The organism is Gorillibacterium terrae, assembly GCF_051594785.1.
Taxonomy (GTDB): domain Bacteria; phylum Bacillota; class Bacilli; order Paenibacillales; family NBRC-103111; genus Gorillibacterium.
In genome coordinates, this window is sequence record NZ_JBPPGI010000005.1 from 305,153 (window position 1) to 331,593 (window position 26,441).

The 26,441-nt window shown below is 61.1% G+C and carries 25 protein-coding genes; 18 read left to right on the plus strand and 7 right to left on the minus strand.

What is annotated here, in order from left to right:
* Complete coding sequence (locus tag ACSEXS_RS18310) at positions 1-1,005, minus strand: radical SAM protein (RefSeq protein WP_438434681.1); 1,005 nt, start codon at positions 1,003-1,005, stop codon at positions 1-3.
* Positions 999-2,204: a radical SAM protein gene (locus ACSEXS_RS18315; RefSeq protein ID WP_438434682.1), complete on the minus strand. Its 1,206-nt coding sequence runs from the start codon at positions 2,202-2,204 to the stop codon at positions 999-1,001. Before ACSEXS_RS18315 ends, ACSEXS_RS18310 begins: the two co-directional genes overlap by 7 nt.
* A 354-nt stretch (positions 2,205-2,558) precedes the next feature.
* On the opposite strand from ACSEXS_RS18315, the gene glgP reads away from it, so the two are divergent.
* The 12 genes from glgP (at position 2,559) to ACSEXS_RS18375 (ending at position 16,778) form a co-directional block, all read left to right on the plus strand.
* Complete coding sequence (gene glgP, locus ACSEXS_RS18320; protein WP_438434683.1) at positions 2,559-4,184, plus strand: alpha-glucan family phosphorylase; 1,626 nt, start codon at positions 2,559-2,561, stop codon at positions 4,182-4,184.
* A gap of 144 nt (positions 4,185-4,328) precedes the next feature.
* The gene (locus ACSEXS_RS18325; protein ID WP_438434684.1) at positions 4,329-5,285 is read left to right on the plus strand and encodes an AAA family ATPase; all 957 of its coding nucleotides are present in this window, start codon (positions 4,329-4,331) and stop codon (positions 5,283-5,285) included.
* Positions 5,286-5,294: 9 nt separating this feature from the next.
* Positions 5,295-6,419 (plus strand): DUF58 domain-containing protein, encoded by a 1,125-nt coding sequence (locus ACSEXS_RS18330; protein WP_438434685.1) that lies wholly within the window; start codon positions 5,295-5,297, stop codon positions 6,417-6,419.
* Complete coding sequence (locus ACSEXS_RS18335; RefSeq protein ID WP_438434755.1) at positions 6,409-7,797, plus strand: DUF4129 domain-containing protein; 1,389 nt, start codon at positions 6,409-6,411, stop codon at positions 7,795-7,797. The genes ACSEXS_RS18330 and ACSEXS_RS18335 overlap by 11 nt, the downstream gene beginning before the upstream one ends.
* Before the next feature lie 399 nt (positions 7,798-8,196).
* Positions 8,197-9,096, plus strand: coding sequence for a branched-chain amino acid ABC transporter permease (locus tag ACSEXS_RS18340; protein WP_438434686.1), 900 nt, complete (start codon positions 8,197-8,199; stop codon positions 9,094-9,096).
* A gap of 3 nt (positions 9,097-9,099) precedes the next feature.
* The gene (locus ACSEXS_RS18345; RefSeq protein WP_438434687.1) at positions 9,100-10,101 is read left to right on the plus strand and encodes a branched-chain amino acid ABC transporter permease; all 1,002 of its coding nucleotides are present in this window, start codon (positions 9,100-9,102) and stop codon (positions 10,099-10,101) included.
* Positions 10,076-10,852, plus strand: coding sequence for an ABC transporter ATP-binding protein (locus ACSEXS_RS18350; RefSeq protein WP_438434688.1), 777 nt, complete (start codon positions 10,076-10,078; stop codon positions 10,850-10,852). The genes ACSEXS_RS18345 and ACSEXS_RS18350 overlap by 26 nt, the downstream gene beginning before the upstream one ends.
* A gap of 5 nt (positions 10,853-10,857) precedes the next feature.
* The gene (locus tag ACSEXS_RS18355) at positions 10,858-11,559 is read left to right on the plus strand and encodes an ABC transporter ATP-binding protein (protein WP_438434689.1); all 702 of its coding nucleotides are present in this window, start codon (positions 10,858-10,860) and stop codon (positions 11,557-11,559) included.
* 32 nt (positions 11,560-11,591) lie between these two features.
* Positions 11,592-12,761, plus strand: a complete 1,170-nt coding sequence (locus tag ACSEXS_RS18360) for an ABC transporter substrate-binding protein (protein WP_438434690.1) — start codon at positions 11,592-11,594, stop codon at positions 12,759-12,761.
* A 152-nt stretch (positions 12,762-12,913) separates the two neighbouring features.
* The gene (locus ACSEXS_RS18365; protein WP_438434691.1) at positions 12,914-14,245 is read left to right on the plus strand and encodes a helix-turn-helix domain-containing protein; all 1,332 of its coding nucleotides are present in this window, start codon (positions 12,914-12,916) and stop codon (positions 14,243-14,245) included.
* Positions 14,242-14,901 carry a hypothetical protein gene (locus ACSEXS_RS18370; RefSeq protein ID WP_438434692.1) on the plus strand — a complete coding sequence of 220 codons (660 nt, stop codon included), beginning with the start codon at positions 14,242-14,244 and terminating at the stop codon, positions 14,899-14,901. Before ACSEXS_RS18365 ends, ACSEXS_RS18370 begins: the two co-directional genes overlap by 4 nt.
* Before the next feature lie 83 nt (positions 14,902-14,984).
* Positions 14,985-16,778 (plus strand): B12-binding domain-containing radical SAM protein, encoded by a 1,794-nt coding sequence (locus ACSEXS_RS18375; protein ID WP_438434693.1) that lies wholly within the window; start codon positions 14,985-14,987, stop codon positions 16,776-16,778.
* 41 nt (positions 16,779-16,819) lie between these two features.
* Here ACSEXS_RS18375 and ACSEXS_RS18380 read toward each other — a convergent pair whose 3' ends face one another.
* Entirely contained in the window at positions 16,820-17,464 is a 645-nt protein-coding gene (locus tag ACSEXS_RS18380) for a TetR/AcrR family transcriptional regulator (protein WP_438434694.1), read from the minus strand.
* A 217-nt stretch (positions 17,465-17,681) separates the two neighbouring features.
* Between ACSEXS_RS18380 and ACSEXS_RS18385 the strand changes: the two genes are divergently transcribed.
* From ACSEXS_RS18385 to ACSEXS_RS18395, 3 genes are all read left to right on the plus strand, one after another.
* On the plus strand, positions 17,682-19,961 hold the full coding sequence (locus ACSEXS_RS18385) for an MMPL family transporter (protein ID WP_438434695.1): 2,280 nt from the start codon (positions 17,682-17,684) through the stop codon (positions 19,959-19,961).
* Positions 19,962-20,324: 363 nt separating this feature from the next.
* Positions 20,325-21,125, plus strand: coding sequence for an aminoglycoside adenylyltransferase domain-containing protein (locus tag ACSEXS_RS18390; protein WP_438434696.1), 801 nt, complete (start codon positions 20,325-20,327; stop codon positions 21,123-21,125).
* 49 nt (positions 21,126-21,174) lie between these two features.
* Positions 21,175-21,378: a hypothetical protein gene (locus ACSEXS_RS18395; protein ID WP_438434697.1), complete on the plus strand. Its 204-nt coding sequence runs from the start codon at positions 21,175-21,177 to the stop codon at positions 21,376-21,378.
* A 77-nt stretch (positions 21,379-21,455) separates the two neighbouring features.
* On the opposite strand, the gene ACSEXS_RS18400 is transcribed toward ACSEXS_RS18395, so the two are convergent.
* From ACSEXS_RS18400 to mnmL, 4 genes are all read right to left on the minus strand, one after another.
* On the minus strand, positions 21,456-22,418 hold the full coding sequence (locus ACSEXS_RS18400) for a type I phosphomannose isomerase catalytic subunit (RefSeq protein WP_438434698.1): 963 nt from the start codon (positions 22,416-22,418) through the stop codon (positions 21,456-21,458).
* A 48-nt stretch (positions 22,419-22,466) separates the two neighbouring features.
* On the minus strand, positions 22,467-22,781 hold the full coding sequence (locus ACSEXS_RS18405; protein ID WP_438434699.1) for a carboxymuconolactone decarboxylase family protein: 315 nt from the start codon (positions 22,779-22,781) through the stop codon (positions 22,467-22,469).
* A gap of 61 nt (positions 22,782-22,842) precedes the next feature.
* Positions 22,843-23,427, minus strand: a complete 585-nt coding sequence (gene mnmM, locus ACSEXS_RS18410) for a tRNA 5-(aminomethyl)-2-thiouridylate-methyltransferase MnmM (RefSeq protein WP_438434700.1) — start codon at positions 23,425-23,427, stop codon at positions 22,843-22,845.
* A gap of 14 nt (positions 23,428-23,441) precedes the next feature.
* Complete coding sequence (gene mnmL / locus ACSEXS_RS18415) at positions 23,442-24,410, minus strand: tRNA modification radical SAM protein MnmL/YtqA (RefSeq protein ID WP_438434701.1); 969 nt, start codon at positions 24,408-24,410, stop codon at positions 23,442-23,444.
* A gap of 189 nt (positions 24,411-24,599) precedes the next feature.
* Between mnmL and ACSEXS_RS18420 the strand changes: the two genes are divergently transcribed.
* From ACSEXS_RS18420 to trmB, 3 genes are all read left to right on the plus strand, one after another.
* Complete coding sequence (locus ACSEXS_RS18420; protein WP_438434702.1) at positions 24,600-25,148, plus strand: WGxxGxxG family protein; 549 nt, start codon at positions 24,600-24,602, stop codon at positions 25,146-25,148.
* 291 nt (positions 25,149-25,439) lie between these two features.
* Entirely contained in the window at positions 25,440-25,607 is a 168-nt protein-coding gene (locus ACSEXS_RS18425) for a hypothetical protein (RefSeq protein ID WP_438434703.1), read from the plus strand.
* A gap of 118 nt (positions 25,608-25,725) precedes the next feature.
* Positions 25,726-26,430, plus strand: coding sequence for a tRNA (guanosine(46)-N7)-methyltransferase TrmB (trmB, locus tag ACSEXS_RS18430; RefSeq protein ID WP_438434704.1), 705 nt, complete (start codon positions 25,726-25,728; stop codon positions 26,428-26,430).
* Positions 26,431-26,441: the final 11 nt, after the last annotated feature.

The window sequence follows — 26,441 nt, forward strand, 5'->3', positions numbered from 1 at the left end:
CTAAACTCCTGTCGGCTGGTTTTTGTAGCACCAGGGCTCTTCGGCCATGTAATTTCCTTCGTGATAGACGTAGGCGCGGGCCCGGCAGCCGCCGCACAGCCCGACGTCCGGGCATTTGCCGCAGGCGCCGCCGTAACGGGAATAATCGCGAAGCCGGCCGAAGACGGCGCTCGTCTGCCAGATGGCGTCAAACGGAGCTTCGCGCACGCTGCCCGCCTTGACGGGAAGGTAGGGGCAGACATGCACGTCGCCGTCGGGAAGCACGCAGCAGTAGGCCGTGCCGGCCAGGCAGCCGCGGGTATAGCGAAGAGGCAGCTCCATGTCCCGCGCCATCGGCAGGAACTGGGGGGCGCAGGTCGGCTTGATCTCAAGTGTCCCGGTCCGGCTGCGGTCGAGCACAGCGCGCAGTACCTCATAATAACGGGCCTGCCTCAACATATCCTCTTCCAAGCGGCGGCCGCGTCCCGTCGGCACGAGGAAGAACGGATGGAGCGCCTTTACGCCGAGCTCTTCGGCAAGGTCGGCGACGGCGGCGAAATGACCGGCGTTCTCCTCCGTCAAGGTCATGTTGATCTGGACGGAAAGCCCGGCCGCCTGGCTGTGCCGGATGCCTTCGATCGCCCGTTCCCACGCGTCCGGCCGATTGCGGAACTCGTTGTGGAAGGCGGGCTCGCCGCTGTCGAGGCTGACCGCAGCCCCCGACAACCCGGCTGCCCGGAGCCGCACGGCCGTCTCGCGGTCGAGCAGCGTTCCGTTCGTGCCGATCGCCGTGCGCAGGCCGAGGGAGCGGGCATAGGCGATCAGCTCGGAGAGATCCGGGCGCAGGAGCGGTTCGCCGCCGCTTAAGATGACGAGCCGGAAGCCGGCTCTCCCGATGCCCTCGAGGAGCCGCTTTCCCTCCTCGGTGGTCAACTCGCCGTCGGTGACGGCGCCGGGGCCGGAATTGCGATAGCAGTGCTTGCAGTACAGGTTGCAGGCTTTGGTCACATTCCAGGAAATCAGCATGGGCGGCATCCTCCCGTTAACGGCCGCCCCTCCGTCCGCAGCTCCTCGTCCGTGAGGTAGCAGGCCGGGTCCTCGCCCCACACATCGCCCGATGCGGCGGCGCGGGCGCGGAAATTGCCGTTGCAGATAGCCAGCCAGCCGCAGGCGGAGCAGCGGCCCTTGAGGAGGGGCTGCCGGTCTCGCAGCGCCGCGAGAAAAGAGTCCTGCGGATCATTCCAAATCGCGCTGAACGGGCGCTCGCGGATACTGCCGAGCGGACGACTGCGCGTGAAGGGATCGGGATAGACCCGTCCGTGCCAGTCCACGCAGGCGAAGGCGCTGCCCGACCGGTTGCCGCCGTTGTTAAGCAGCATCGCGAGCGCGGCGTCCGCCCGCTCCGGCAGGTGTTCTTGCATATACCGGTAGAGGAATACGCTGTCGGCGTGGTTGTCCACCGTGAGCAGCTCGGTCCGGACGCCCCGGCGGTGGAAATCGAGAGCGGCCCCGATCAGCCTGCGCACGGCTACTCTCGCTTCCCCGTGCGTGACGTCCTCCGAGCGCAGGCCTCGGCCCCGGCCGGCATAGACGAGATGGTAGAAGCAGGCGCGGGGAATGCCCTCTTCCTCGATCAATTGCAGAATGCGGTCCAGGTCGCCCACGGTATGACGGCTGATCGTGAATCGCAGCCCCGCCTTCTGTCCGGCGGCGAGGCAGTGACGGATGCCTTCAAGCGCCTGTTGATAGGCGCCTTCGACGCCGCGGAAGCGGTCGTTTCCCTCGCCGATGCCGTCCAGGCTGACGCCGACATAGCCGGTTCCCGCCTGCTTCAAGCGGCGGGCCGCGTCGGCGGTGATCCGCGTCCCGTTGGTAGATACCGCCGGACGGATGCCGCGATCGGCGGCATAGGCGATCAGCTCCGTCAGATCGGGCCGCAGCAGCGGCTCCCCGCCCGAGAACAGCAGCACGGGTACCCGGAGGCCGGCCAGATCGTCGATCAGCGCAAGCGCCTCCGAATGGCTCAGTTCGTCCGGGGCCGCGGCGGAGCCGGCGTTGGAATAGCAGTGCAGGCAGCGCAGGTTGCAGGCGCGGGTCGCGTTCCAGACGACGACCGGACCGAGGCCCTCGACGGCGCCGTGCATGCAGCGGGCGGCGCGGGGGGCATAGCGGAGGGAATCTCCCTCCGAAGACAGACCGGTAAGCAGGCGGGTCAAATTCAGCATGGACAACCTCCAAGGGGAAGGAATGGGGGATCTTAGACGTAGTATCTCCTTAATTTGGTAAAGGGTCGGATGCGGATGTGAGCAATAAGTGAATTTTCGGCTGACCGGGCTATTTTCGGCGACAGCGGGGCACACCGCGATGGATTGTGCAAATTGAATTCGGTTTTGCGCAATAATTATGTGCAAATATTGACGGAGTAGAAAACAATCGTGCATTCCAGTTCTTGATTCTCTGGACGATTTTTAGAATAGTGTGCTACTATAGGAAGGGGAATCGCTTTCATTTCGATGAATCGGACATCATTTTGAACAAACGTTTGCACTCGTTTTTTAAACTCAAAGGAGGCACGAAGAATGAACGCAAAGCAATGGCCGACCGTCGCCTATTTCAGCATGGAATATGGGCTGCACTCCGACTTTAAGCTGTACGCGGGCGGACTCGGCATCTTGGCGGGCGATTACATCAAGGGCGCGAAGGACATCGGAGCTCCGATCGTCGCCATCGGCATCAAATGGAAGCAGGGCTACACGGACCAGCGGATCGACAAGGACGGCAGGCCGTACGATACGTATCACAATTACCTCTATGATTTTCTGGAAGACACGGGCGTCAAGGTTACGGTGAAGGTGCGCGGCATTCCGGTCGTCTGCAAGGTCTGGAAGACGGAGCAGTTCGGCAACAACCCGCTCTACCTGCTCGATACCGATATCCCGGAGAACGGAGATGCCTGGATCACCGGCCAGCTCTACGGCTGGTTCGGCGAAGAGCGCATCGCCCAGGAGATCGTGCTCGGCATCGGCGGCGTTAAGGCCATGCGGGCGCTCGGGATTCCGATCGACGTCTATCATTTCAACGAAGGCCACGCCGCCCTCGCCGCCACCGAGCTGATCCGCGAGAAGATGTTCGACGGCTTCAGCTTCGAAGAAGCCTGGAAGGCGACCCGCGAGGAAGTGGTGTTCACCACGCACACCCCGATCAAGGAGGGCAACGAGGAGCACCCGCTCGACCGGCTGGACTACATGGGCGCCTTCAACGGCCTGACCCGCGACCAGATGGTGCGGATCGGCGGCGACCCGTTCAACATGACCGTGGCCGGACTCCGGCTCTCGCGCATCTCCAACGGCGTGGCTCAGCTTCATGCCGAGACGGCCAACAAGATGTGGAAGGAAGTCGCCGGCCGCTCGGAGATCATCGGCATCACCAATGCGATCCATACCCCGACCTGGGTGGACGAGCGAATGACGAAGGCCTTCGAGGAAGGCGGCGACCTGTGGGCGGTTCATACCGAGCTGAAGGGCGAGCTGGTCGATTTCGTCGAGGAGCGCTCGGGCATCCGGCTGAACCCGGAGAACCTGATTATCGGCTTTTCCCGCCGGGCTGCCGTCTACAAGCGCAGCGACCTGATCTTCTCGCAGCCGGAGATCATCGAGCCGTACCTGAGGGACGGCCGGATTCAGATCGTCTTCTCCGGCAAGGCCCATCCGCTCGACGATACCGGCAAGCGAATCGTCGCGAACCTCGTCGCCATGATGAAGAAGTATCCGAAGGCCGTCGTCTTCCTGGAAAACTATGACATGACGATCGGCGCCATGCTCACCCGCGGCTCGGATGTCTGGCTGAACAACCCGCGACGTCCGCTGGAAGCGAGCGGAACCTCGGGCATGAAGGCCTCGATGAACGGCGTGCTGAACTGCTCGATCCTCGACGGCTGGTGGCCGGAAGCCTGCCAGGACGGAGAGAACGGCTGGCAGATCGGCGACGGCTTCGAAACGACCGATTTCGAGCTGCTCGACAAGCACGACAGCGAAGCGCTCTATGAAACGCTGCTGCAGAAGGTCGTGCCGACCTTCTACGAGAACCGCGCCAAGTGGGTCGCCATGATGCACGAGAGCATCGCCACCACGCGCGAAGCGTTCGCCACCAAGCGGATGCTCGAAGAGTATTTCAACCGGATGTACATCAAGCCGAGCGTCCGCTAAGCCGGACGAAATCGGTTCCCACAATGAAACCGCCCTTTGGTACAATGAGGAAAGCAAGTCTTTTCCCCAGTGCCCGAAGAGGGCGGTTTTCGTCTGCTCCGCCGACGCGGGGCGGATAGTCTATCGAAACGGAGAGGTTGCAGCTTGGAACTTACGGAAATTCGCGGACTCGCCGAACGCATCCGCGAGAATGTGGCCCGGGTCATCGTCGGCAAGGAGGATACGGTCGAGCTTCTGCTGGTCGCGCTGATTGCGGGAGGTCACGTGCTCCTGGAGGACGTGCCCGGAACCGGCAAAACGCTGCTGGCCAAAACCTTGGCCCGCTCGCTCGATTGCAGCTTCAAACGCATCCAGTTTACGCCCGATTTGCTGCCGTCGGATGTAAGCGGCATCAATTTCTACAGCCAGAAGACGGGAGAGTTCGAATTCCGCGCCGGGCCGCTGTTTGCCCATATCGTTCTGGCCGACGAGATCAACCGGGCGACGCCCCGCACCCAGTCGAGTCTGCTCGAGGCGATGGAGGAGCGTCAGGTCAGCGTGGACGGCGAGACCCGCCCGCTGCCGGAGCCGTTCCTGGTCATTGCCACCCAGAACCCGGTGGAGAACCAGGGAACCTTCCCGCTTCCGGAAGCGCAGCTCGACCGCTTCCTGCTGAAGCTGTCCATGGGCTATCCGAGCACGGAGGAGGGAGTCGAACTGCTGCGCCGGTTCAAGGAGCGCAATCCCCTCGCGGAAGTCGCCTCCGTTGCCGGGCGGGAGCAGCTTCTTGCGGCGTGCGAGGCTTATTCGCGCGTGCGGGTGAACGATGACCTGCTGCGCTACGTGGTCGAGATCGCCGAGAAGACCCGCACGCATCCCGAGCTGGCGCTCGGCGCCAGTCCGCGCGGGACTCAGGCGCTTCTGCGCTCCGTGCAGGCGCTCGCCGCGATTCGCGGCCGGGATTACGTCCTGCCGGACGACATCAAGCGGCTCGCCGTTCCGGTGCTCGCGCACCGGCTGGTGCCCCGAAACCGGATGCGCGGCGCGTCCGGCGGGCCGGAGCAGATTCTCGAGCGGATTCTCGCGGATACGGCCGTGCCGGCCGAACCCGCGGACCGCTAGGAGCCGGCGATGGCGATCACCTGGCTTCTTCTGGCGGCAGCCGCCGTCACGCTGCTGCAAAGCTCGCTGTTCCGCAACCGGGGGTTGAAGAAGGTGGAGTACTCCCGGCAGTTCAGCCGCAGGGACGCTTATGCGGGAGACGAGGTCGAGCTCTCGGAGACGCTCGCCAACCGCAAGCTGCTGCCGCTGCCCTGGCTGCGGATTGAATCGATGATGCCCGCGGGGCTCCGCTTCGGAAAGCAGGCGAACCTCGACATGTCGAGCGGGCAGCTCTATCAGAACCACAAGAGCCTGTTCAGCCTGATGCCGTACACCCGGATCATCCGCACGCACAGGGTCGTCTGCGAGAAGAGAGGGTTCTACCCGCTGAAGAGCGCCACCATGGCGGCGGGCGATCTGCTGGGCATCCCGGCCGCCGTCATGCAGTTGTCCGCCCCGGCGGAGCTAGTCGTCTATCCGCGGCCTGCGGACCTGGACGAGGTGACGATCGAATCGAACAGCTTCCTGGGAGAAGTCACCGTCCGGCGCTGGATCGTCGACGACCCGTTTCTGGTCAGCGGGGTGCGCGAATACCGGTACGGGGATGCGCTCAGCCGGGTCAATTGGAAGGCGACCGCGCGCAGCGGCAGGCTGCAGGTGCAGCAGCGCGATTTCACGGCGGACCCCCGCTTGGTTCTCCTGGTCAATATGGAGGTGGACGAGCACATGTGGGGGGCGGTGACCGACCCGGACATGATTGAACGAGCGCTGTCCATCGCGGCCGCGCTCGCCGGAGAAGCCATCGGCCGCGGGATTCCGGTCGGTTTTGGATCGAACGGCTGGGAGACCGGAAAAGAGCAGGTGGCGGTTCGGGTGGAATCCGAGGCCGGAAGCGGCCATCTGGCGCTCTTGCTGGAGACGATGGCGAAGCTGGTCGTGGAACGGTGCGAGCCGATGGATGTGTTCCTGGAACGGGAAGCGCTGCGAGGGCCGACGCATACCGATTACGTACTGCTGTCGGCCTTCGTCTCGGAGCCGATGGAACGCTGGATTCGGCACATCGAGGCGGGCGGCAATTCGGTCGGCCGCATCCGGCTCGAGCCGACGCCGCAGGCCGAGAGAGGAGGGGTCTCCCGTGAACGGAATGCCGTCTGACCCGATTGATGCAGCGCCGGAAGCGCAGGCGGCGGAGGCAAAGGCCCCGGAAGCCGCTGCCGAGAAGCGGAGGCTTGCGCCGTTCGCGGCCTATCAGCTGGCCACCGAAGCCTTCTTCTTCCTGCCGTTATTCTTCCTCTTGACGCTCGGCCTGAGCGACCGGTTCGGCTTCCTGCAGGGCTTGGGACCGGCACAGGCGCTCAGCGAGGCGCTGGCATGCGCCGCGCTCGGCTGGCTGTTCGCGGGACGCCCCGGCATCTGGCGGACGCTCGCTCAGCTTGCCGCCGGCCTGATCGCCGCTGCGACGCTGGCTTGGCTGCTGCTCGCGGGAGCGGCGGCCATCCCGCTCGCCGCCGCCGGCTTTCTCTGCGCGCTGCGCGGACGGCGGCTCGCCTACTCGGCGCGGGAAGCGTATTTTCAACCCACCGTTGCCGCCGTCGGGCTGCTCGGCTACTTCCTGCTGCCGCTGTTTCTGCGGTTGCAGCCGTCCCTGGAGCCTTACCGCGGCTTCTTGAGCGGCGCGGGGGCGGCGGCGCTCGGGCTGTTCTTCTTCCGCGTCAGCCGGATGAACCTGCAGAGCGCCGGGCGGCAGAAGGACGGCCGGCCCGCCCCCGGGGTGCTGTGGAAGAATCGGCTGTGGGCGCTGCTGCTGTTCGGCCTGGTACTGCTGGCCGGCTTCATGGTGCCGATCGGCCGGTTCCTCGGCGCGGGCTTTCGGGCGGCGGCGGCGGGGCTCTTGCGTCTGTATCGCTGGCTCCTGCCGGCCGAGCGGCAGGAGCCAGCGCCCATCGCTCCCGGCGATCCGCAAGCCATGCCGGCGCTGCCGGAAGCGACCGAGCCCCGCCGCTGGCTGCTGGTGGCGGAGAAGATCGTCGAGTACGCGGTCTGGATCGCGCTCGCCGTCGCGCTGCTGTTCCTGCTGTACCAGGGCGCGAAGCGGCTGCCCCGCCTGCTCGGCAGGCTGAAGGCTCTGCTCGCGCGCCTGTTCGGCGGCGGAGAGCGGGAGGAAGCGGCGGCCTACCGGGACGAGCGGGAGTCGCTCCTGGAGCTGTCGGACACGCCTCGGCTTCTGGCCGGTCGGATGAAGGAATGGCTCGGCCGCCGATTCCGCCGCAAGGAAAGCTGGGAGGCGCTGGCCGGCAACCGGGAGCGCGTGCGCTACCTCTACCGCCAGCTCCTGAAGCGGGCGGAGGAACGGGGCAAGCGGCCGAGTCCCTCCGCGACGCCGCTGGAGGTGGGCCGGGAGCTTGCCGCGGGCGTGGGCCTGGGAATTCCGTCGGAACGCCTGACGGAAGCCTACAGCTCGGTCCGCTACGGTGAGGGGGAGCCCACCGATAAGCAGGTGGAAGAACTGGCTGAATCTGTATTAAGAAGATGAATTAACCGATTAAATCGATGAAGCATTAAAGCGATAAATTAATTCTGTTAACATAAACGTGACATCATAATGGAGGTTTTCGGCTTCGCACAATCCTCCATCACCAAAGGTTACTTTTTCTGGCGCCTTGACCGCATTTGGGTCGGCGCCTGTTTGTTTTTCCTTGTAAATAAAGGTTTTTATCGAATTTGTCCACGGTTTTTCCCCTGTGAATGATTGGAAAAACTTATTGCCTGTCAGTGTTTTTTTTATGGGGCCGTTCACGTTTTGTTCAAGGTTCGATCTGGTGATAATTGGATTCCGGTGTTACTATAAATAACATCAAATTCCGCTTAATCTGGTGCGCTAACGCATCGTGGCGGTACCGCCAAACCCAGAAAAAGAATCGAGAGGGTGCCCATGGATTATCACATTCAGCAATTGATCAACGGGATTTCGACCGGCAGCATCTATGCCCTGATCGCACTCGGCTACACGATGGTCTACGGAATCATCAAGCTCATCAACTTTGCGCACGGAGACGTCTTTATGGTCGGGGGCTTCGTCGGCCTCTACACGACGCAGATCCTCTCCAAGGTATTGCCTCCCCTTCCGATGTTCCTCGCCGCCCTGATCGTTGCGATGGTCTTCAGCGCCCTGCTCGGAGTGCTCATTGAACGGCTGGCTTACCGTCCTCTCCGGGGAGCCTCCCGAATTGCCGTCCTGATAACGGCCGTCGGCATGTCCTTCCTGCTCGAATACGTCATGATGTACATCGTCGGTCCCCAGGCCAAGGGCTACCCCGGCATCATCGACAAAAAAACCTACCGCCTCTTCCGCGACGTCCAAATCGATTCCAACCAGGTGATGATCCTGCTCGCCACCGTCGTCCTCATGCTCGTTCTCGTCTATGTGGTTCACCGGACCAAGACCGGCAAGGCGATGCGCGCCGTGTCCTTCGATATGGAAGCCGCCCGGCTGATGGGCATCAACGTCGACCGGACGATCTCGGCGACCTTCGCCATCGGCTCGGCCCTGGCGGCCGCGGCCGGCGTGATCTTCGGCATGACCTACAGTTCGATCGACCCGCTGATGGGCATCATGCCCGGCTTGAAGGCGTTCGTGGCAGCGGTGCTCGGCGGAATCGGCAGCATCCCCGGCGCGCTCGTCGGCGGACTCCTGCTCGGCACCATCGAAACCGAGGTGTCGGCCAACGGCTTCTCGATGTGGCGGGACGGCGTCGCCTTCCTCGTGCTCATCCTGATCCTCATCTTCCGTCCGTCCGGTCTCTTCGGCAAAAACGTCAGGGAGAAGGTGTAAGCGATGGAATCCATGCACAAGCTCAAAGGCGTTTCCCTGGCCGTCCTGCAAAAACTCGGCAGCTTTGGGGTGTTCCTCATCGGCGCCGCCGTGGTCTTCGCTGTCATTCAGGTGCTGCTCAGCACCGGCACGATGGGCGACGTCTTCCAGTCCACGGTCGTCCTGATCGGCATCAACATCATCCTCAGCGTCTCGCTCAATCTGATCAACGGCATCACCGGGCAGTTCTCGCTCGGCCACGCCGGGTTTATGTCCGTCGGCGCCTATGCCTCCGCGATCATGACGCTCGATTATAATGTTCCGTTTCCGATCGCGCTCCTCGTCGGCGGTGCGGTAGCGGCGCTCGGCGGCGCGATCATCGGCATTCCGACGCTCCGGCTGAAGGGCGATTACCTCGCCATCGCCACCCTCGGCTTCGGGGAGATCATCCGCATTCTGTTCCTGAACACCGATTACGTCGGCGGCGCCGCAGGACTCAGCGGCATTCCCAACAAGACGACCTGGGTCTGGCTCTGCCTCTTCACCGTGTTGTCCGTCATTGCCATTCAGAACTTCATCCGCTCTAAGCACGGCCGGGCCTGCATCGCCATCCGCGAGAACGAGATCGCGGCGGAGGCCATGGGCATCAACACCACCGCTTACAAGGTGGTCGCCTTCATGATCGGGGCCTTCTTCGCGGGAATCGCCGGCGGCTTGTCCGCCCATTTCTTCTACGTCATCAATCCGTCGAGCTTCGGTTTCATGAAATCCTTCGAAATCCTGGTCATGGTGGTGCTCGGCGGCCTCGGCAGCACGAGCGGAGCCATTCTCGGCGCCGTCGTCCTGACCGTGCTGTTCACCCTGCTCCAGCCTTACCCCGAGCTGCGGATGATCATCTACTCGGCCGCGCTCGTGCTGATGATGATTTTCCGTCCGGGCGGTCTCTTGGGAACGAAAGAATTCACCTTGTCGTTTTTGAAGAAGAAGGAGGGGGATACGCATGGCATCGCAAGCCGTTCTGCTTAACGTCAAGGAGGCCAGCCGCCAGTTCGGCGGAATCCGCGCCCTGACCGATGTAACCATTCAACTTCGCTCGGGAGAGCTGATCGGGCTGATCGGCCCGAACGGCGCGGGCAAGACGACGCTGTTCAACCTGCTGACGGGCGTCTATGAGCCTTCCCAAGGGGAAATAACGCTGGATGGCCAATCCATCGGCGGCAAGAAGCCCTATGAGATCTGCCACAAGGGGGCAGCCCGGACCTTTCAGAACATCCGGCTGTTCGGGGAGATGACGGTGGCGGAGAATATCAAGATCGCCTACACCCGGCACGCCAAATACTCCATCTGGTCCTCCTTCTTCCGGCTTCCCGGTTATTACAAGGGGGAACGGGAGATCGAGGCCAAGACCGACGAGCTGCTGCGCATCTTCGGCCTCTCGGAGCACAAGCACGAGAGATCGAAGAACCTCAGCTACGGCGCGCAGCGGCGGCTGGAGATCGCCCGCGCGCTCGCGTCCCGGCCGAAGCTGCTGCTGCTCGACGAACCGGCGGCCGGCATGAATCCGCAGGAAACCCGCGAGCTGATGAACCTCATTCGCTGGATTCGCGAGGAATTCGACCTCACCATTCTGCTCATCGAGCACGACATGTCGCTCGTCATGGGCGTCTGCGACCGCATTTACGTGCTCGACCAGGGCAAGCTGATCGCCGAGGGAACGCCTGAGCGCATCCGCAGCAACAAGGCCGTCATCGACGCTTATCTTGGACAGGAGGCTTGAAGCGGATGCTCAAAGTCGACAACATCGACGTGTTTTACGGGGCCATCCATGCCCTTAAGGGAATTACCATCGAAGTGAACGCGGGCGAGATCGTCTCCCTGATCGGAGCCAACGGCGCGGGCAAGTCGACGCTGCTGAAGACGATCTCCGGCCTGCTCAAGCCGAAGGCCGGGGACATCCGGTTCCTCGACAAGCCGATCGCCGGCTGCTCCGCGCAGTCGATCGTGAGCCTTGGCCTCGTGCATTGTCCCGAAGGCAGGCGGATATTCGCCAACATGTCGGTGGAAGAGAACCTCGAGCTCGGCGCGTACCTGCGCAAGGACCACGAGATTCCGAAGGATATGATCCACGTCTACGAGCGGTTTCCCCGGCTCGCCGAGCGCCGCAGGCAGCAGGCGGGCACCCTGTCCGGCGGCGAGCAGCAAATGCTGGCCATCGGCCGGGCACTGATGAGCCGTCCCAAGCTGCTGCTGCTGGATGAGCCGTCGATGGGACTCGCGCCGATGCTGGTGCAGGAGATCTTCCGGGTGGTCGAAGAGATTAACCGGACCGGCACGACGGTGCTGCTCGTCGAGCAGAATGCCAACCAGGCGCTGAAGATCGCTCACCGGGCCTATGTGCTGGAGACCGGCAAGATCGTCCTGTCCGGCACGGGGACGGAGCTGTCCGCCGCGGAAGAGGTTAAGCTGGCTTATTTGGGCCATTAACAATAGTCTAGGGGGATAAGGGAGGATACCGTATGAAAGCAAAGCAACTGACGATCTTGGCGGCGGCGCTCGTTCTGGCTCTCGGAACGGCGGGCTGCGGCAGCAAAAAGGCCAGCGACAGCGGAGACATTCTGATCGGGGCCAATTTTGAAATGACCGGTGGTGTCGCTTCCTTCGGAAATTCCGCGCTCAACGGCGTGAAGCTGGCCGTCAAGCAGATCAACGAAGCCGGCGGCGTGCTCGGACGCAAGCTGAAGGTGGAGGAAGCGGACAACGCCTCCAAGGCGGAGGAAGCGACCCGCGCCGCCCAGAAGCTGATCGCCGACGGCGCCGTAGCCTTGATCGGCCCGGTCACCACGGGCAACACGATGGGGGCCGTTCCGGTCGCCATGGAGAAGAAGATTCCGATGATCGCCCCGACCGCCACCGCCGTTAAGGTCACGGTGGACGAACGCACGAACAAGGTGAACGACTACATTTTCCGCGCCTGCTTCATCGATCCCTTCCAGGGCCAGGTCATGGCCAACTTTGCTCTGAACACGCTGAAGGTGAAGAACGTTGCCATCTACGTCAATTCCTCCAGCGACTATTCCAAAGGCCTGCAAAAGTTCTTCAAGGAAACCATCGTCAAAGGCGGCGGCACGGTCGTAGCGGAAGAATCGTTCCAGGAAAAGGATACGGACTTCAAGGCCGTGCTTACCCTGCTCAAGTCCAAGAATCCGGAAGCCATCTATATTCCAGGTTATTACGAGGAGGTCGGCAAGATCGTCAAGCAGGCCCGCGAGCTGGGCATCACGGTGCCGCTGCTCGGCGGCGACGGCTGGGATTCCCCCAAGACGGTGGAGATTGCCGGCAAGGAAGCGCTGAACAATACGTTCTTCTCGAACCACTATGCGCCGGACGACACCTCGAAGGAAATCCAGGATTTCGTCTCGGCCTACAAGAAGGATTACAAGGACCAGACGCCGGACGCCCTGGCCGCTCTCGGCTACGACTCCGTCAAGCTCTTGGCCGACGCCATCAAGCGCGCGGATTCGACCGACCCTGCCAAGCTGAAGGACGCCTTGGCGGCAACGAAGGACCTCAAGCTGGCCACCGGGACGGTTACGCTGAACGAAACCCACGACCCGGTGAAATCCGCCGTCGTGCTGGAATTCGTCGACGGCGTCCAGAAGTTCAAGACGAAAATCGATCCGCAATAAGCGGCTCTGCCCTGGAGGCTGCTTAAGGCAATCGCCCTCCACGCGGCAGCCCAGATTCGAAAACCCCGACTCGCAACCGTGCGCAGTCGGGGTTTTCACTATGGGCTTGAAGACCAACCTGGCAATTATTACAATAAGTGGGGGGTGAAGCGATGGAGAAGAAATGGTATCTCAAACAGGCACTTTCTCTGATCGAACAAAGCCTTTCCGCCCCTCGGTCCGTGGAGGAAATGGCCCGAGAATGCTATGTTTCTCCCCGCCAATTCTATCGCGATTTCTATAGCTTGACCGGACATTCGGTTCACGAATACATAAGCAGAAGGCGGCTGTCCCAAGCGCTCAACTTGCTTCGGCATTCCGAGATGAATGCGGCGGCGGTGGCGTATGCCTGCGGGTACGGCTCTCAAGCGGCCTTCTGCCAATCCGTCAGAGGCCTGTTAGGAATAACGGCCAAGGAATATCGGGAAAGTCCTCTCCATTATTATTTTCCGAAATGGGACAGCGAGAGATTTAGGCAGATCGAAGTGAAGACGGAGGCGCTTCCCGCCCGGATAGCCGTGCACTACCGGGATCGTCGGCTGATCGGCATCGAGAACCGGGCGGTTGCGGCTTTCCTGGCCCAATTCCCCGACTACCCAGGCAGGCTGATCGGCCGGAATGAACGGCAGGTCGGGAAGCTGTACGTGTATGAGCTGCAGGTGGACGCTTCGGACGGGCTCCTCGGGCGATTGCAAGGGTCCGACTTTGCGGTTTCGTCGATCCACCCGCCCGTGACCCGGCTTTACGCCAAAACGATCGTCAGGAACGAGGAAGCGGCGATCACCGATGCCTGGGATGATCTATACGGCCGGTGGATGAAGAACAGCCGGTTTGAACAGGACGAGGGCCCCTATTTTGAGGAATACCTCAGGAAGCAGGGCGGCATCCGGAAGCTTGCCCTGTACCTTCCGATTAAGCTTCGAGCGGACAACCCCGTCATTCGGATCCTCACCCGCAAGGAGCAGCGGGTTCTGGCCTCCACGCAGCGCGGCGCCCATGCGGAGCAGGCAACGGCGAAGACGCTCGCGGATTTTCTGTCCCGGCAATACCCATATTTGTTGAAGACCCAAACCGAATATTATCTGTCTAAGGATGGAGACGTCTGCACCAGCGGAGTCGTTCTCCACGAGCATCGGTACATCCCGGATGACGGCAGCTTGTCGTGGATAACAATTTCGGGCGGCGTCTTTGCCGTTCTGGAAAGCGCTTGCTATGGCAAGAGCAGCGGCGAGGAGTCCATGCTCCGCAGGTGGCTGGAAGAGAACGGACTGGAGCCGGAAGGACCTTCCTTCATCCTCTACGACATAGCGGCCGGCACCGAGCGAGAGCAAATCCGCGTACGGACTTATCTAAAATTGGCAGAAAACGAAAAGACCTGCGTCCCCATGAAGGGTATGCTGGCTAAGAACGGTCGGAAACTAATCCATGAGGAGGACCCCGAATGAACACGGCAAAAAAAACGAGCGAGCATCCCGAAGGCTACGGCCCCGGAGAAAAGCCGGAGCTGATTCGAAGGATTGAGCAGCAGGCGGCAAACCCCTACCGAACCTATAAAACGATTGAGTACCGGATGGATTATGCGGAATACCCGGAAAGCTTCAAAATGGCGGGTGTTCCCTACAGCCAGTATCCGGAGTTTGCCAATATCGACCGGTTTCACCACGAATACAAACCGCTTCTGATGGATCGGTATGCTCCCTATACGGAAGTCGGAATCGGAACCTCGAAGGGATTCGGCGACGGCTATGACTATGTGTTCGGCTGCCAGGTCCGCTCGCTCGCGGGACTTCCCGAAGGGCTGATCGGCATCGATACCGGCTTGAGGCGATTTGCCTCCATCACCTTTCGGGCTTCGTCTACCGAGGAGTTGGTGGGGGGAACCGACGGGCCGGGGGAGGCGATGGTGATCGCCATGGATTACCTGAAACAGATTTGGCTGCCCGAGCATAAGGAGGAGATTGCCGACATCGTCGACTGGAACAGCACCTGCTTTGAGATTAAGAATGGCGACGAAACCTTTTACCTGAACCCGATAGAGGTCTATAAAGTGGAACTCGACGTCGAGGCGGAGATGTGCTATTACCTCCCGTTGAAGCCGTAGCCGCGCGGGCGGCGGTTGGTGGAGAGGCAAGCTTTTGCTACAATAGAGAGGCTTGCAATTTCCATCAGGAGAGGATCGCTCGCATGAACGTTGTGCTCGCTACGCTGAACGCCAAATACATCCATACCAATCTCGCCTTGCGGCTGCTGAAAGCCTACTGCGGCGATGAGTTTCCCGCGGAGATCGCGGAATATACGATCAAGGACCCGACGATGAACATCGTCACCGACTTGTTTGAACGCAAGCCCAACGTGTTGGGCTTTTCCTGTTACATCTGGAACATCGAAGAGACGCTGAAGATCGCTGCCCTGCTGAAAAAGGTGCTGCCCGACGTCCTCATCGTGCTGGGCGGGCCGGAGGTGTCCTACGACACCGACGATTGGCTGAAGCGTTCGCCTGCCGTCGATTTCATCGTCATGGGAGAAGGGGAGGAGCCGTTCCGCTCGCTGCTGCGGCAGATCGCCGGAGAGAAGCGGTATGGCCGGGTAGACGGCATCGCCTACCGGGACGGGGAGCGTATTCGCCTGAACGCCCCGGCGGCCAAGCTGGAGCTCGCCGTTATTCCTTCGCCGTACCGGTTTCCCGAGGATGCACCCGAGCTCGGCAACCGCATCGTCTACTTCGAGACGAGCCGCGGCTGCCCGTTCAACTGCCAGTTTTGCCTGTCGAGCATCGAGACCGGGGTCCGCTATTTCGATATCGAGCGGACGAAGGCGGATATCCTCTATCTGGTTGAGCATGGCGCGAGGACGATCAAATTCGTCGACCGTACGTTCAACATCAAGCGGGACTACGCGCTGGACATGTTTGATTTTCTCATCCGAAATCACGGCGGCTGCGTATTCCAATTCGAGATCACGGCCGATATCATGCGCCCGGAGGTGCTGGCGTTTCTGGCTGAGCATGCGCCGCCCGGCATCTTCCGGTTTGAGATCGGCGTGCAGTCCACCAACGACGAGACGAACGCGCTCGTGCAGCGCAAGCAGAACTTCGCCAAGCTATGCCGCACGGTGAACGCGGTGAAGGATTCGGGCAAGATCGACCAGCATCTCGACCTGATCGCCGGGCTGCCCGGCGAAGACTATGCCTCGTTCAAGAAGACGTTCAACGACGCGTTCGCCCTGCGGCCGGAAGAGCTGCAGCTCGGCTTCCTGAAAATGCTGCGCGGCACCGGTCTGCGCCGGGATGCGGCCCGGTACGGCTATGTCTACATGGATCACCCGCCCTACGAGATTCTCGGCAACGACGTAATGCCGTTCTCGGATATCGTGCGGATCAAGCGGACGGAGGAAAGCCTGGAGAAATACTGGAACGACCATCGGCTCGATCACACGGTTGCCTATCTGATCGAGCAGGTGTTTCCGACGCCGTTCGACTTTTTTCAAGAGTTCGGGGATTATGCGGCGGAGCAGGGATGGGGCACGACGGGGCATCAACTGGAGGACTTGTTCGGAAGGTTGAGCCGGTTTCTGACCGCGCGCGGCACGGAGCGGCCGGAGGTAGCGGAAGGCCTCATGAAGCTCGATTATTTCCTGGGACATAAGTACAAGCCGCGCAAGATCTGGTGGGACTACCGGCTGGACAAAGAGCGGCTCGGCGCGTATCTGCGGTTTGCGGCGGAGTCTCCGGAGAGCTTCGAGGGTCCGATTCTGGCACGGAAGAACGGGGAACAAGCGGAAGAGGGGGAGGGACGCGGGCTCCCGCTGAGAGAGCTGCAGAAGCACGCCATGGCGGAGGTGCTGCCCTTTGACCTTGGGCTGTACCTGCGGGAGAAGCGGATCGATTCGTCGCGGGAGACGCTGCTCATCGCCGTCTATCCGCCGGGGCGGGAGCGGGCGGAATGCTACGCGGCTCCGCTCGGGAAGCTCGGGCAGTAAGCGCCGGTTGGCCCGGCGAGGACGGCCGGTCGGTTGAGCGGCTACGCCTCGCTTTCGCTGTCGTCGGCTGCGGCCTTCGCCCGCGCTCCGCTGCAGAAGAACGCGACGATCGCCTCGGCCGCTTCCTCGCGGGAGGCGAAGGGGCTTGTCTCGGGCTCGCGCCCGCCGATCATGAGCAGCGCGGTGAAGGCATGGGAGAGGAAGAGCGGATTGGCCTCTCCGATCTCTCCCTGCTCCATCGCTTTGCGGAAGGTCTCGGCGAGCAGCTCGTGCAGCCCGCTCTCCGACTGGCGCATGAGCGCCGTCTGCTCGGCGGTGACATGGGGCTTCACCTCGCGCATCATCGTCTCGAAGTCGGGATGACGGTTTTTCAAATAGACGCGAACGACCTGGGTGAGACGTTTCTCCAGGCTGCCGGGCAGCTCGAGAATCCGCCGGGTTTGCTTGCGGATGATTCCCATGAGGGCGACGATGCTCATCGTATAGAGCTCGGCTTTATTTGGAAAATAATAGTAGACCGAGGCTTTGGTTATTCCGCAGGCTTCGGCGATGCTGTCGAGCGAGATTTTCTCGTAGCCGTGCTCCGTAAACAGCCGGGAGGCGTGGAGCAGGATCTGATCCTTCAGGTTCGGCGAATGATCCGATGATTTGGGACGCCCAGGCTGGCGCTTGCCGGGAGGATTCATAACCGCTGACACCGTCCTTTTCAGTGAGATATATCACAGATTGAACTTGATAATTAACTGACTGGTATATATAATATGGTCGAAACCGTTAAAAGCTATGCCATCCGGCTAATAGCCGGAAAGAAGTCAGGTTCTATTATAACGTGCGATGGGCCGAAAAAACACCGCCTGGGCGTTGTCTCGTCCCACCGTCAACGGAGGAGAGGAGAGAATTCGCGTGAACAAGCAACACACGAAACCCGCCGAAGGCGGCCATTCTGCGCTTGGACGGCTGGGCTCCTGGGTGTCCGGCCCGCTGTCCCGCTGGATCACGGTGCTGGTCTGGATCGCCCTGATCGGGGTACTGACCCTGCTGTGGCCGTCGGTATCGAAGGAAGAGAATGATGCGGCGAAGAACTTGCCCGCGACGGAGCCTTCGGCGGTCGCCGAACAGCTCGCCGCCCGGGAATTTCCGGGAGAGGACGGCATCCCCGCCCTGGTGGTCTGGAACCGGGAGAAGGGGCTGACCGAAGCGGACATCGGCGCCATCCGCCAGATCACCTCCGCGCTTACCGATAAGCCCCTGCCGGGACAACTCTCGGTGGCGCCCTATCACAAGCTGCCGCTGCCCGCCCTTCAGGCGAGCCTGTCCAAGGACGGCAGCACCCTCGTCATGCCCGTCCTGTTCCAGAACGGCCTGGCGAGCGATCAACTGAAAGAAGGACTCGAGCAGTTGACGGCAACCGTCAAAACCGTGCTGCCCGATGACCCGTTCGCGGCCGCGAGCCGTTCCCCCGAGGCGCTGAACGCCCGCGTGACCGGCCCGGCCGGAATCTCCGTCGATGCGACCGGCCTGTTCAAGGACGCCGATGTCTCACTCCTGATCGCAACGGTCGTGCTCGTGCTGGTGCTGCTGCTCTTGATTTACCGCTCGCCGGTGCTGGCGCTCATTCCCATCGTTGCCGTCGGCTTCGCCTACGGGCTGGTCAGCCCGATACTCGGCAAGCTGGCGCATGAGGGCGTCATTGTCGTCGACTCTCAAGCGATTTCGATCATGACGGTGCTGCTGTTCGGAGCGGGCACCGATTACTGCCTGTTCCTCGTGGCCCGTTACCGCAGTTATTTGATGGTGGAAGCCGACAAGCGCAAGGCGCTCCTACAGGCCGTTAAGGGCTCGGCCGGCGCGATCGCGATGAGCGGCCTCACGGTCGTGCTGTCGCTGTTCTCGCTCCTGCTCACGCGGTACGGAGCGTATCACCGCTTCGCCGTGCCGTTCGGCTTGTCCATTCTGATCATGGGGCTGGCCAGCCTGACGCTGGTACCGGCGCTCCTCGCCATTCTCGGCAGAGCTTCCTTCTTCCCGGTCATTCCGCGTACGGAGCAGATGAACCGGGAACGCGCGGCCCGCAAGGGCAAGCCGTTCCGCGAACGGCGCTCGGGCAGGATGGGGCGGACGATCGGCTCGCTCGTCACCGGCAAGCCGGTTGCCGTCACCCTGCTGTCGCTGGTTCTGCTCGGCAGCCTCGCCGCGTTCGCGCCCGGCATCCGCGTCACCTACGATCTGCTCTCGTCGTTCCCGGGCGATATGCCGTCGCGGGAAGGCTTCGCGACACTGGGGGATAAGTTCAACCCCGGCTCGCTCGCCCCGGTGCAGGTCATGGTCGATTCGGAAGGCAAAGCGGCGGACGTGAAGCAGGCCCTCGCGGCTCTTCCGTATACCGCGAAGGTATCCGATCCGAAGGAGGGGAAGGAGCATCCGGCTATTCAAGCCTACGAGCTGGAGCTGTCGACCAACCCGTATTCGCGGGAAGCGATGGGGCACATTCCCGATATCCGGGCAGCGGCGGAGAAGGCGCTGGCGAAGGCCGGCGTGACCGATGCCGACGGTAAAGTGTGGATCGGCGGACAGACTGCCGTGCAGTATGACAATGAACAGGTGACGAATCGCGACATGCGGGTCGTCATGCCGGTGGTCATCGGACTGATCGCCCTGCTGCTGCTCGTCTACCTCCGGTCGATCACGGCTACGCTTTATCTGATCCTGACCGTGCTGTTGTCGTTCTTCTCGGCGCTCGGCCTCGGCTGGATCATCCTGCATTACGGCTTCGGAGCGGACGCCATCCAAGGCGCGATCCCGCTGTACACTTTCGTGTTCCTGGTTGCCCTCGGCGAGGATTACAACATCTTCATGGTGTCGAGCATCTGGCAGAAGGCAAGAAGGGGAGTGCCGCTTCGCCAGGCTGTCCGGGAGGGCGTGCGCGAGACCGGCTCGGTCATCACCTCGGCGGGCATCATTCTGGCCGGGACCTTCGCCGTCCTGACCAACCTGCCCATCCAGGTGCTGCTGCAGTTCGGTCTCATCACGGCGCTCGGCGTCCTGCTGGATACGTTCCTGGTCCGCCCCTTCCTCGTACCGGCGCTCACGGTGCTGTTCGGCCGCTTCGCCTTCTGGCCGGATAAGGCCTGGAAGCGGGTAAAGACCGAGGAAGCCGGTTCGCACCGGACAATCGAAGGATAAGATGAATCGGACCCGCTTTTCCTGCGGGAAAAGCATAAACCTGTTATATAGACTGAACAAAAGAAAGCCGAAGAAGTGGAAGGTCGTGAAGAAGCGGAGCGTTCGCCTTTGACCCCGGATTTCCCCCTAAAAAGTTCATTCAGGAAATCGGAAATCAACAGCGATTCGGTTTGACATTCCAACTTCGCAGGCGTAAAGGTTAAGTTCAGTCTATATAGCTTAGCAGACCGCGCCGGTTTTCCGGTGCGGTTTTTCCCGTTTCTTTTTTATGGAGCGCATGGGTAGAGTCAAACTTTCCCAACCCGGGTCTCCGATCCCCCTTATAATAGATAACAGAATTATCCACAGAGAGGATCGGAATCGATGGAATTTAAGAATGAACGCACCATTTCCCCGGAAGTTCGAGGTCAACTGCAGAAGCTGGTCGACCTTTGGAAAAGCCAACTGGGCGACGCCCTGATCGGCGTTTATGTTCACGGGTCGCTGGCTCTGGGCTGCTTTTTGGAAGAGACGAGCGACCTCGATGTCTTGATCGTGACCAATCGGCGCATGGAGCGCGAGGAACGCCTGATTCTTGCCGAAGCGATCATCGCCCTGGACGGCAAGCCCTGTCCTCTGGAGATGTCGGCGATCTTCATCGGCGATCTGAGCCCGTGGCAGCACCCGGTTGCCTGTCAGTTTCATTACAGCGACTATTGGACCGCGGCCTATCGGAGCTTGCTGAACGGTGAGCTTCAAACGAGCTTTATCGTGGACGAAGAGTTCAAGGACGAAGACCTGACCAGCTATATCCACTTGCTGAATCAATGCGGCATTTGCCTCTACGGTGAACCGATCGGCAAGGTTTTTCCGCCGGTGCCCGAATCGGACTTTTGGCAGGCCATTTCCGCCGGGGTGGAGAACTATGATTTTCATGCCTACAATCCCCGGTATTTTGTCAGCAACATCTTGATCCTCGGGCGGGTCTTATCCTATAAAAAGGAACAGCGGATCTTGTCCAAATATGAAGGCGGGCAATGGACATCCCGCTATGTGCCGGAGAGGCTGCGTTATATCGTCGATCATGCGCTTAAGGTTTGGTATGAGGGGGAGGAGCCGGCGGAGTACCCGCAGGCGGACTTGGAGGAGTTGAGGAGCTTCTTGATCGGTGAAATCCTGAAATGAGGGCAGCGTTCACCTGCTTCTGATCTACTTCGATGGTTCGCACGAGGAAATGAACCTGCCGATTCCCTTTGAGCAGCTGGTCGACCGTTTCGAGGAGAAGGGCTGCTCGGACGTTCGGCTCGACAACGGCAGGATTGCGAATATTTCCGTGTTCAAGCAAAAAGGAGCCGTTTATTTCACAGCCCCAAGCGACAAGGGCATGGTCACGCTCACGCCGGACGGCGAGGAATCCAGCGTCACCCGAAAGGATTGACCCAAAAGGAAAACGCCCGGCAGCAGGACGTCGTAAGACACGTCCCTCCGCCGGGCTATTCGTTCATTCCTGCCTGTTTACGGCAAATAGCTGCGCAGCACCGTTCCGTTTCCGTCCAGCGTATACGCGCCGAGGGAAGCGGGCAGCAGGTAGCAGTCGCCGGGAGCGAGCTCCGCTTCGCCGCCCTCCCAGCCGAGCTTGCCGCTGCCGTCGCAGACGACGAGCACGGTGAAGCTGTCCGGCGAGGTCGCGAGCTGCCAGGGACCGCGGACGACCCCCTTCTCCGTCACGAAGTAGGGGGAGCGAGCCAGCTCCAGCCATTCGTTCGGCTGGGCTCCGTTCGTTTTCTGCCGGGTCGCGCCCGAGCCTTCGTAGGCGATGACATTGAGCGAATCCTCGATGTGCAGCTCGCGCGGCTTGCCGTCCAGACCCGGACGGTTGTAATCGTACAGGCGATAAGTGGTGTCGGAATTCTGCTGAATCTCCGCGACCAGGACGCCGGCGCAGAGCGCGTGAACGGTCCCGGCCGGAATGTAGAAGGAATCTCCGGCTTCCACCGGCACTTCCTGCAGGCTGTCCATGATCTTGCCTTCGGCGATCGCGGCGGCCAGCTCTTCGCGGCCGACGCCGTCCTTCAGGCCGTAGATGATCTTCGCACCCGGCTTGGCGCTCAGGACATACCACATCTCGGTCTTGCCCAGCTCGCCCTTCGGGAGCTTGTCGTAGTGGTCGTTCGGGTGAACCTGAACGGAGAGATCGTCCTGGCAGTCGAGCAGCTTGATCAGGAGCGGGAAGCGGGCTTCGGGCGAATAGCCCTTCGAACCGAAGAATTCCCGGCCGTAGCGTTCGCGGACTTCGTTCAGACCGAGTCCGTCCAGCTCGCCGCCGACGACCTTGGTCGTGCCGTTGGCGTGGTCGCCGATGGTCCAAGCTTCGCCGATCTTGCCTTCCGGCAGCTCGAAGCCGAATTGCTCCAGGGCGCGTCCTCCCCAGACCCGTTCCTTCATTTCCGGTTTAAACTTGAGTGGGTATGCTTTCATCTCTTGTCTCCGCCTCTCTTCTTTATCGATCGTGGGCCCTTTCAAATCCTAATCCGCATCGTAGGCCCCCAAAGCCACAGGCAAGCTTTGAATCACGCACTGGCCCACCGCCGGCAAGCCGATCAAGATCGCGCTCTTTACTTCCTCGCGAGTCGCGCCCGCCTGCTTGGCGAGCTTGGTGTGAAAGGGTATGCCGCTTTCAAGCTTGGCAACGGCCAGAACCGAGAGATAAGCCAGTGCTTTGGTTTTTTCATCCAAAGCGCTCGCTCCCTCGAACCCTTCCAGCATCTGACTCCAGCTTGCCGTAAATTCCTTGCCTTCCTCCATAAAACACTTGAACGAATTGCTTACCGAATTGCTCATGGTCGGACCTCCTAAGTTGTTGTCATTTGACGGAACGGAATGGCTTAATTGTAGGTAGGGATTAATGAAGACGAGTCCGTTTCGTTACGGCAAGCAAATAAGGAGCGTCCGCCATGCGGTTGACAAAACGGTAAGTGATCGCCTCGAACGCGTCGCCCGGCAGGGCTTGCGCCCAGCTTTCGACGCAGGCGGCTTCCCGGCCGCCGCCCTCGTGGCCGGGGTACAGCACGGCGGTCAGCACGCCGCCCGGCCGCAGCAGCCGGCAGGCGGCGTCCAGCGCCGGCAGCGTCGTCTCCGGGACGGTGACGAGCGCCTGATCCGAGCCCGGCAGGTAGCCGAGGTTGAACATGACGGCCGCAAGCCGGCCGCGGTGACCGGGATCGAGGGCCTCCTCCATCCGGTCGTGGGAGAGAGGCAGCAGCCGCACATCGGCCAGCCCGGTTTGCCCGCCGAGGCGGCTGCGGGTACGGTCAAGCGCCTCCTGCTGAATATCGAAGGCGTAGACGGTTCCCCGCCGGCCGCTTTTCTGCGCCAGAAACAGGGTGTCCACCCCGGTTCCGGCCGTGGCGTCCACGGCGGGTTCGCCCGGCTGCAGCCGTTCTGCGGCCAGCCTTTGGGCAAACGCCAGCACCGACACAAATCCCATTTGACCTGTCCCCCTTACCGGATAACCGACGGGCGGGCGGGAACGTATTCCTTCCCCTGCCAGGTGTTCCGGCGCTCCAGCTCATCGTCGATGGCGTTCAGGACCTCCCATTTCTTGAGGCTCCACATCGGCCCGATCAGGAGGTCGCGGGGAGCGTCTCCGGTCAGCCGGTGGACCACCATCTCCGGTGGCAGGATTTCCAGCGTGTCCGCGATTAGCCCGACGTATTCGTCCTTCTCGAGAAAACGCAGGAGGCCGGCCTCGTATTGCTTGACCATCGGTGTCTTTCTCATTAAATGAAGCAGGTGGATCTTGATGCCTTGCACGTCCATTCCGGCCACCGCCCGGCCTGTCGCCAGCATCATGTCCCGGTCCTCGCCGGGGAGGCCGTAGATGATATGGGCGCAGGTTCGAATGTTATGGCGGCGCAGCTTTTGCACCCCTTCGACAAAGCAGGCGGTGTCGTGGGCGCGGTTGATCAGCGTGGAGGTCGACTCATGCACCGTTTGCAGCCCCATTTCGATCCACAGGTAAGTGCGTTCGTTGAGCTCTGCCAGGTAATCGACCACGTCATCCGGCAGACAATCCGGCCGGGTTGCGATGGAAAGCCCGACGACACCCGGCTGTTCGAGGATCGCCTCGAAGTATTCGCGCAGGACATCGACCGGGGCGTAGGTGTTGGTATAAGCCTGGAAATAGCCGATGTAACCGGCATTCGGCCACTTTTGGTGCTGGCGGTCGCGCACCTGGTTGAATTGGGTGACCAGATCGTCGCGCCGTCGGCCGGCGAAGTCGCCCGATCCCCGAGCGCTGCAGAAGGTGCAGCCGCCGATGGAAATACGGCCATCCCGGTTGGGACAGGTAAATCCCGCATCGAGCATGACTTTAAAAATCTTGCCGCCGAAGGTCTGGCGCATCTCGTGATTCCAGGTGTGGAACCGCTTGCCGCTCCAGGTCAGCGGTTGTTGCGTGGGCATGGGCATCGGCTCCTCCTGAGTTTTCCTTCATTGAAGCAAATCGCTTTCCCCATTTTAGCGGAAATCCGTGAAAATTGCGAACCTGTTTTCAAGGAGAAAACCGGGCCGGGACTCGCCGAACCGTCGGATAAACCCCGAGCGCACGGAGAATAATAACTCCGTACCATCCATTACATTACGGAAAGGGGTTTTCCATTGAAAAAGTTCGGTTTGGCTCTAATGGTTCTTATGCTGGTATCGGGATTGGGAGCCGGCGCCGCCTTCGGAGAAGGGTCGTCGACGCATTCCGTGAAACAGCACGTCAAGGACATGGCCGCAAGCGGCAACAGCTCGATGGGCGCCGCCGGAATCGGCGCAACGCCTTCGCCGTACTCGGGTAACGGTGCGGGCATGACGGGAACCGGCTTCGGCACCGTCAACACCACCCAGGTTCCTCCCTACGGAGCGAGCAACGGGTACAGCAACTACGGCCGCGCTTACAACAGTCCGACGCCTTACAACATGTCCGGCAGTTACGGAGTATCGGGCGGCACCAATACCTACAGCCGGAACAACTACAACACCACCAGCACGAACGGCACCAACCCGTACGGCACCGGTATTCGCACCAATACCTACCGGGCCCGGTCCACGACGAACAACGGCAATTGGGGCTGGCTCGGCCTCCTCGGTCTGTTTGGTCTGGCCGGGATGCGCAGCCGCAACGAGCGCCAGAACGACAACCGGACCGGCAACAAGATTTAAGCTTTCCGAGTCCGCCTTTTCACCCCGACGACAGGGGGGAAGGCGGATTTTATTTTCGAAAAAACCCAGGAAAACCGGGCATTTTGGCTTGCAAAATCTAACATGTTATGTTATATTACAACCAAGGGGAAAACCTCCTCTTTTATCCAGGACGTTGTCCGCCTCAACTCCGATCGAAGCCGATCTTAAGGGAATAGAACAATCGGGTAGGCAACGCTCTGCCGCCGTGGTTTTCGTCTTCACGCCGCCCGTCTCTCCTGCCGCCATCTTACGTAAAAGGAGTGAACCCGCATGGCTGTACAAGTCGCGATTCCGGAAAAGAAGGTCACCGTGGAGCTGACCGTCAAGGAAGCGATGGCGCTCGGAGGCTATCGGTTCCATGAAGATCCGCATGTCCGCGCCGACGCGCTGAAACGAGTCCTCGACTCGCTCGACAAGACGCTTCTGGAATCGAAATAACGATTCGTGCCGCACACTACACAGCCTCTGCACCCGCTGCAGGGGCTTTTTTCATTTTGCATTTTGCCGGACGATGGCTTATCCTTTGGTAGAAACTAGGCTGGTTGGAGGAACTGCGATGCGATTAAGAGGAAGAAAAGGGATTCGCGAAGAGCTGGAGCAACAGAAGGATTTGATCGTGCTCGACCCGCGGGAGCTGAAGGGCAGATGGCACGAGCATTTCGGCAACGACCGTCCGATTCACATTGAGCTCGGTATGGGCAAGGGGATCTTCATCAGCGAGATGAGCAAGCGCTACCCGGAGATCAATTTCATCGGGATCGACCGCTATGACGAGCTGCTTCGCCGGGCCGCCGCGAAAGCCCGCAGCCTTCACGGGGAAGAGCGGAGCGAATGGAACCTGGCGCTCGCTCTCTTGGATATCTCCCACATCTCGGAGGTTTTTGCGGAAGGGGAAGTGGAGCGCGTCTATCTGAATTTCAGCGACCCGTGGCCGAAAAGCCGCCATGCCCGCCGCCGATTGACGGCTCCCGGCTTTCTTCATCAATATAAGGGGTTCTTGAACGAACGCGGAGAGGTCCATCTGAAGACCGATTCCCGGCTGCTGTTCGAATACTCGCTCAACTCCTTCGCCGATCAGGGACTGAGAATGCGCAACATCTCCCTGAATCTGCACGGCGACGGCATTCGGGAAGATTTGGTCATGACGGAATACGAGAAGAAATTCGTCGAACAAGGGATGCCGATTCACCGCTGCGAGGTCGTGATCGGGGCCGAAGCCCTGCGCGAGCATGAGCGGATGCTGGCGGCCGAGGAAGCTTAAACCGGTTTCAA

Excerpts from the sequence above, each read along its gene's own strand:
- ACSEXS_RS18365 (WP_438434691.1), top strand. The coding sequence starts at position 12,914 with ATGGAGAAGAAATGGTATCTCAAACAGGCACTTTCTCTGATCGAACAA.
- ACSEXS_RS18350 (WP_438434688.1), top strand. The coding sequence starts at position 10,076 with ATGGCATCGCAAGCCGTTCTGCTTAACGTCAAGGAGGCCAGCCGCCAG.
- ACSEXS_RS18310 (WP_438434681.1), bottom strand. The coding sequence starts at position 1,005 with ATGCTGATTTCCTGGAATGTGACCAAAGCCTGCAACCTGTACTGCAAG.
- glgP (WP_438434683.1), top strand. The coding sequence starts at position 2,559 with ATGAACGCAAAGCAATGGCCGACCGTCGCCTATTTCAGCATGGAATAT.
- ACSEXS_RS18315 (WP_438434682.1), bottom strand. The coding sequence starts at position 2,204 with ATGCTGAATTTGACCCGCCTGCTTACCGGTCTGTCTTCGGAGGGAGAT.
- ACSEXS_RS18335 (WP_438434755.1), top strand. The coding sequence starts at position 6,409 with ATGCCGTCTGACCCGATTGATGCAGCGCCGGAAGCGCAGGCGGCGGAG.
- ACSEXS_RS18330 (WP_438434685.1), top strand. The coding sequence starts at position 5,295 with ATGGCGATCACCTGGCTTCTTCTGGCGGCAGCCGCCGTCACGCTGCTG.
- ACSEXS_RS18370 (WP_438434692.1), top strand. The coding sequence starts at position 14,242 with ATGAACACGGCAAAAAAAACGAGCGAGCATCCCGAAGGCTACGGCCCC.
- ACSEXS_RS18425 (WP_438434703.1), top strand. The coding sequence starts at position 25,440 with ATGGCTGTACAAGTCGCGATTCCGGAAAAGAAGGTCACCGTGGAGCTG.
- ACSEXS_RS18340 (WP_438434686.1), top strand. The coding sequence starts at position 8,197 with ATGGATTATCACATTCAGCAATTGATCAACGGGATTTCGACCGGCAGC.
- ACSEXS_RS18375 (WP_438434693.1), top strand. The coding sequence starts at position 14,985 with ATGAACGTTGTGCTCGCTACGCTGAACGCCAAATACATCCATACCAAT.
- mnmM (WP_438434700.1), bottom strand. The coding sequence starts at position 23,427 with ATGGGATTTGTGTCGGTGCTGGCGTTTGCCCAAAGGCTGGCCGCAGAA.
- ACSEXS_RS18360 (WP_438434690.1), top strand. The coding sequence starts at position 11,592 with ATGAAAGCAAAGCAACTGACGATCTTGGCGGCGGCGCTCGTTCTGGCT.
- ACSEXS_RS18405 (WP_438434699.1), bottom strand. The coding sequence starts at position 22,781 with ATGAGCAATTCGGTAAGCAATTCGTTCAAGTGTTTTATGGAGGAAGGC.
- ACSEXS_RS18395 (WP_438434697.1), top strand. The coding sequence starts at position 21,175 with ATGAACCTGCCGATTCCCTTTGAGCAGCTGGTCGACCGTTTCGAGGAG.
- mnmL (WP_438434701.1), bottom strand. The coding sequence starts at position 24,410 with ATGCCCATGCCCACGCAACAACCGCTGACCTGGAGCGGCAAGCGGTTC.
- trmB (WP_438434704.1), top strand. The coding sequence starts at position 25,726 with ATGCGATTAAGAGGAAGAAAAGGGATTCGCGAAGAGCTGGAGCAACAG.
- ACSEXS_RS18355 (WP_438434689.1), top strand. The coding sequence starts at position 10,858 with ATGCTCAAAGTCGACAACATCGACGTGTTTTACGGGGCCATCCATGCC.
- ACSEXS_RS18390 (WP_438434696.1), top strand. The coding sequence starts at position 20,325 with ATGGAATTTAAGAATGAACGCACCATTTCCCCGGAAGTTCGAGGTCAA.
- ACSEXS_RS18345 (WP_438434687.1), top strand. The coding sequence starts at position 9,100 with ATGGAATCCATGCACAAGCTCAAAGGCGTTTCCCTGGCCGTCCTGCAA.
- ACSEXS_RS18400 (WP_438434698.1), bottom strand. The coding sequence starts at position 22,418 with ATGAAAGCATACCCACTCAAGTTTAAACCGGAAATGAAGGAACGGGTC.
- ACSEXS_RS18380 (WP_438434694.1), bottom strand. The coding sequence starts at position 17,464 with ATGAATCCTCCCGGCAAGCGCCAGCCTGGGCGTCCCAAATCATCGGAT.